Origin of the sequence: Streptomyces nanshensis (assembly GCF_001751255.1) — a bacterium.
Taxonomy (GTDB): domain Bacteria; phylum Actinomycetota; class Actinomycetes; order Streptomycetales; family Streptomycetaceae; genus Streptomyces; species Streptomyces nanshensis_A.
In genome coordinates, this window is record NZ_LJGW01000377.1 from 1 (window position 1) to 3552 (window position 3552).

The 3552-nt window shown below is 72.1% G+C and carries 5 protein-coding genes; all 5 read left to right on the forward strand.

The window, feature by feature from the left end; all coding sequences use genetic code 11:
* Positions 1 to 162 precede the first annotated feature (162 nt).
* The 5 genes from AN218_RS22290 to AN218_RS22310 all read left to right on the forward strand — a co-directional run bounded on the left by AN218_RS22290 (position 163) and on the right by AN218_RS22310 (position 3379).
* Positions 163 to 876, forward strand: a complete 714-nt coding sequence (locus AN218_RS22290; RefSeq protein WP_070018670.1) for a hypothetical protein — start codon at positions 163 to 165, stop codon at positions 874 to 876.
* Positions 876 to 1412, forward strand: coding sequence for a hypothetical protein (locus AN218_RS22295; protein WP_070018671.1), 537 nt, complete (start codon positions 876 to 878; stop codon positions 1410 to 1412). The genes AN218_RS22290 and AN218_RS22295 overlap by 1 nt, the downstream gene beginning before the upstream one ends.
* A 168-nt stretch (positions 1413 to 1580) precedes the next feature.
* A complete protein-coding gene (locus AN218_RS22300) occupies positions 1581 to 2288 on the forward strand; it encodes a hypothetical protein (RefSeq protein WP_070018672.1) in 708 nt (235 codons plus the stop codon).
* A 135-nt stretch (positions 2289 to 2423) separates the two neighbouring features.
* The gene (locus tag AN218_RS22305; protein ID WP_070018673.1) at positions 2424 to 3023 is read left to right on the forward strand and encodes a hypothetical protein; all 600 of its coding nucleotides are present in this window, start codon (positions 2424 to 2426) and stop codon (positions 3021 to 3023) included.
* 74 nt (positions 3024 to 3097) lie between these two features.
* Positions 3098 to 3379 carry a hypothetical protein gene (locus AN218_RS22310; protein ID WP_070018674.1) on the forward strand — a complete coding sequence of 94 codons (282 nt, stop codon included), beginning with the start codon at positions 3098 to 3100 and terminating at the stop codon, positions 3377 to 3379.
* Positions 3380 to 3552: the final 173 nt, after the last annotated feature.

Consider the following 3552-nt stretch of genomic DNA (forward strand, 5'->3'; position numbering starts at 1 on the left):
CCGGATCGGGTCGTGGTGCTCTGCGGGTCCCGGGGTCCGGTGGCCGGACGGTGTGCGGACAGGGGCGGGACGTCTCATATAAATTGACATAGCGACCCAGAGAGAGTAAATTAATATATGGATTGGTTCCGGTTCGTACCCGCGTCGGTGTGAGGAGTCCTGGTGACGGTCAAGAAGCTGCCTCTGGTGTCCAACGGGCACGCGCTGCTCCCCAAGCGCGTGGAGGAGGTGACGGCGTTCGAGTCCTCGTTCGGTGAACTGGTGGTGATCGGAGCTCACTCCCGCTGCGCCGATTGCGATCAGGCGCCGGTGTATGTCGTGGGCGAGGAGGCCGTTCACGTGCAGAGCCCGTGCCCCTTCCCGGACGGCATCACCATGCAGATCACCCTGGAGGTGCCGTCCGGGCAGATGATCGTCACCGACGATCTGCGCGCCGTCCACGACGTCGACTTCGACGCGGGCGCCAGCTACAGCACCGCTCTCGGGATGGCGCAGGTGGTGGAGGCGATGGCGGCGCTCGGCTGCGCGTTCGGCCCGGTGTTCAACACCTGCCCCGGCCTGTACCGCACGCACGAGCCGGACTCTTACCTCATCGCCGCCCCGGTCATCGACGAGGCCGACGTCCCCTCCCTGCCGGAGGAGACCCGGCTGGCACGGATCAGCACCGCGCTGTGGGCATACTCGATCGCCGACGTCGAGGACTGGAAGGCCAAGGCCGGAGACGTGGACCAGCTCGGCAAGTACACCGTCGTCGACGTCACCCCGGGCACCTACCGGTTCACCCTCCATGCCGGCGAGCGCGGGTTCGACCACTACGCCGAGGGCACTGTGGTCTTCGCTCACGTTGAGCTCGTCACCGAGGCCCCCGCCCACTGATGGGCCGCCTCCGCACCGCCGCCCCGCTGCGCTTCACGGACGGCGACAGCCTCCGCGCCCCGCACGGCGCCACCTGGCGGCGCGGCCTGCGCACCCCGGGCGTGTGGGAGGAGTTTCCCGCGGCCGGGCAGGCCGGGCCGCGGACCGACGACGAGGCGCGCGCACTGCTGACCCGGGAAGAGGAGGGCTGGCTGCTCGTTCCCTTCCTGCCGCCGGTGACCGCGCCTCTGCCGGGGACGGCGTGCACCTCCGCGCAGCAGGTCCGCGACCTGCTCCTGGCCCCGGCGTCCGGAGCAGTCCTCTACACCGCCCGCCTGGGCCGCACGCAGTCCTTCCTCGGCGACGACCGCGGCGCTTTTCACGACGTCGCGCACCCCGTCCGCCTCCGCCCGTCCGACCTGCGCGCCACGCTGGAAGGCGTCCTGACCCGCCGCGCGAGCGCCAAGGTCACCTACCACCGGTTCAGCGGTCGCGCCTACGCCCGCTACGCCACCGGCAGCACGCTGCACACCCATATTCACCTCCTCACCCGCTGACCCGTGCCCGGCGCCCGCTCCCCGGCTGGCGGTTTGGCCGGCGGCGGGTGCGGCGCCTGGGCACGGGCGTGAGTCGGAAAAACACGTAAGAATTGACAAGTGCGCGCATACAAGTAAATTAGCTAATGCGAGGGCGGAGAGGCCGTCCTGTAGGGCAGGAGAAGCGCGATGCGTCCGACGAGTCCGGTCATCGACTGGTACAGCAACAAGGCCTACCAGTGCCCGCGGTGCCGTCACGACACGGTCGCCGACCCCTCCAGCTGGGAGGTCCACACCTGCTGCAACTGCGCCACGCGGTTCGCGCGGTTCCCGCGCCTGCAGCGCTTCCTGCGCCACGTCGGCGTCACCTGCGAGGTGTGCACCGAGCGGTGCCCGGTGACCGTCGACGGCGAGCCCTTCGGGTTCCTGCGCCGCCGCCACAGCGGCGTCGGCATGTACGCGCCGCACCCGGTCGAGGCGTGGCTGCACGACACCGACGAGCTCCCCGACCACCGCGACGGCGTCCGCTACCGCAACACCCGTCCCACCCGGGCCGAGGCGATGGCCGTCCTGGCCTGGTGGCGCAGCATGTTCGGGCCCGTCGAGGACGACCTCAGCCCCGTCCTCGCCGTCGTCGTCGACGACGAGTTTTTCCGGTACGGACCCGACACCACCGACGAGCAGCACGACGGATTCCACAAGGAGACGCTGGAGGTCTACGGCGTCGGCATCCTGCGCCCCTACCTGCCCCCACACCGGCGGCGCGGGTGGTTCTACGCCGACTCCGGCACCTTCACCTGGGGACTCATCGCTCCCGCGGGCCTGGAGGGCCTCTACACCCGGAACTGGACCGGCCAGCTGCCCGAGGCGCTGGCCGCGCACGCCCCGCGGATCTGACCGCCCCCCGGGGCGCCCGCCCCGCACCGCCGCCGCCCCTGCATCCCGGCCGCCTTGCCGGGGGCAGGGCGCGGCGGCCATCGAGCAGACGACGAAGGAGGACGTGTCATCGCCGAGCAGTACCCGATTTCCGGGGTGAAGAGGGTCATCAGCCCCGACGGTTCCGTGGAGCGCGTGGAATTCCGCGACAGGCCGCTGACCGACGATGAGAAGAAGGCGTTCGAGAAGTACCGGGACCTGTCACCCGTGGAAATCCTGCGCCGGCTCCGGACCGCGGAGTGGAACGCCGACGTGTCTCAGCAGGAGCGTGACCAGTGGAAGGCGATCGCCCAGCGCGCTCAGAACGAGCTGGGGGTCGCTGAGCGGAGGCTCGCTGCGGTCACGCCGGAGGGCTGGGAGGTCCCGAAGACCGTCGCGGACCTGGTCGCGCACGCCGAGGCCCACGGATGGCGCTCCGCGCTGGCCTGGAACCCGCGCGCGGCGAGTGAGGAGATGACGCTGGCCGTCCTGGTCGGCCGGGACGTCACGCCGGCAGACGAGCCTGCCCGTGGCACCAAGTGGCGCTACCAGCTGACCTGGAACTGCGAACCGGGCTCGGCCCGCCGGGCGGGCAGCGGTCTCGCGCAGACGCCTCACCGCCCGGGGTGGCATGAGGCTCCCTCGGTGAAGAAGATCCGCGCAGTGATCCGCGCGCACCCCGGGCCCGGCGCACCGGCGGACGCCGGGACGACCTGACCCCGGCCCGCCTCACCCGGCGCCTGGCCTCGTGCCCGCTTCCGCCCGCCCGCCGACCGTTCGAAAGGGACGACATGGCCCGCTGCCCCACCGCTCACCCCGCCGATGCCTCCGGCTGCACCGGCCGCCCGCTCGTGACCGTGCTGGACCGCGACAACGCAGGGGCTGACGGGTGCGAGCATCACGCCGCGCGTCTTCTGGCCACCCTCGCCGGCGGCCGCGTCTACGGCCTGCCCCACGACACCGACGGCGCCGCGGTACGCGTCTTCCGCGCCGCGGGCCGGCTGCGCCCGTGGCCATGGTCGGCCGACGCCCGCCCGGCCGCCGTCTCCGTCGCGGACGTGGCCCGCACCTGACCGGCACCACACGCCTCCCGGGCGCGACCGCCCGGCAGCCGGGTAGCACGGCGGCGGGGTCAACCTCCCACGTGCACCAGAGGACGCCGCCTCGTAGGGCGGGGTCAGCGGGGTGGGCGGTAGACGGTGGTGGTCGGTGCCAGGGGCAGGTCGCGGCGGATCCGGGTGCGGGG

Coding starts and splice junctions, on each gene's coding strand:
- AN218_RS22295 (WP_070018671.1), top strand. CDS start 876: ATGGGCCGCCTCCGCACCGCCGCCCCGCTGCGCTTCACGGACGGCGAC.
- AN218_RS22300 (WP_070018672.1), top strand. CDS start 1,581: ATGCGTCCGACGAGTCCGGTCATCGACTGGTACAGCAACAAGGCCTAC.
- AN218_RS22310 (WP_070018674.1), top strand. CDS start 3,098: ATGGCCCGCTGCCCCACCGCTCACCCCGCCGATGCCTCCGGCTGCACC.